The sequence below is a fragment of the Salinisphaera sp. G21_0 genome, assembly GCF_017744115.1.
Classification (GTDB): Bacteria; Pseudomonadota; Gammaproteobacteria; order Pseudomonadales; family Endozoicomonadaceae; genus Endozoicomonas.
Map to the genome: position 1 here is coordinate 1 of NZ_JAGHQW010000209.1, position 795 is coordinate 795.

1 protein-coding gene is annotated in these 795 nt (G+C 47.7%); it reads left to right on the top strand.

Annotated elements, in window-relative coordinates; all coding sequences use genetic code 11:
* On the top strand, positions 1–795 hold a 795-nt coding region (locus J7439_RS25690; protein ID WP_209204899.1), incomplete at both ends, for a hypothetical protein.

The window sequence follows — 795 nt, forward strand, 5'->3', positions numbered from 1 at the left end:
CTTCCTGACCCTGCCCTGCTTGAAAGAGGGCTGGCAGGAGGGCAAAGACGAGGACGTTAAGGGCAAACCGCTCGACCGGGCACTGGTCACCAATATTTCCTCCATGTGTCATGGCAAAGGCTTACCGGAAAAGACGAAAGTGCAAGCCTTTATTCAATGGCTACCCGCGGATGAAAAGAAGAGTCTTCTGAAACTTTCTTGCCTCATATTTGCAGGCTTTGGAGTACCCTCAGGAGAAAAACTGACTGATAATGAGCACAAACTCCGCCAATCTCTTAAACAGCAAGGTTATTCTACGGACATTGGAGGCGACAGCAGTGATAAAGAAGATGAACTTTTAGAATCAAGTCAAATGAAAGCACTGGCTCTGTACTTCTCTTCTGCGTCCGCAAAATGGAACATAACCATTGCCGAATTCCAACAATATCTTAATGCCCACAAAAGTCCACGAAATGACCGAGTGGCGGTTCTTGCTGCGCTGAAATCATTGCTGCCGATATTGGCTATCCATGGAGGAACTGGTATCCGGTTCTGGATTGAAAAACATCGTGAAGATCCACGCTGCAATGAAGTACTCATTAAGGCATTATCCATTCCTGCACCACTGGCTTTAACAAAATTTGCACTAACGCAGCTCCCTGAACCTGAGAGGAAGGAATACCTTGAATTGTGCAGAAACCTGAAGCCAGCCCCAACCCCGGCGCAATGGAATGCATTACAGCCACTGCGCCAACAGCTTGGCCTACGATGGGAATTCACGCTATCTAAACGTATGATGCTGGAGATTCTCTGGCG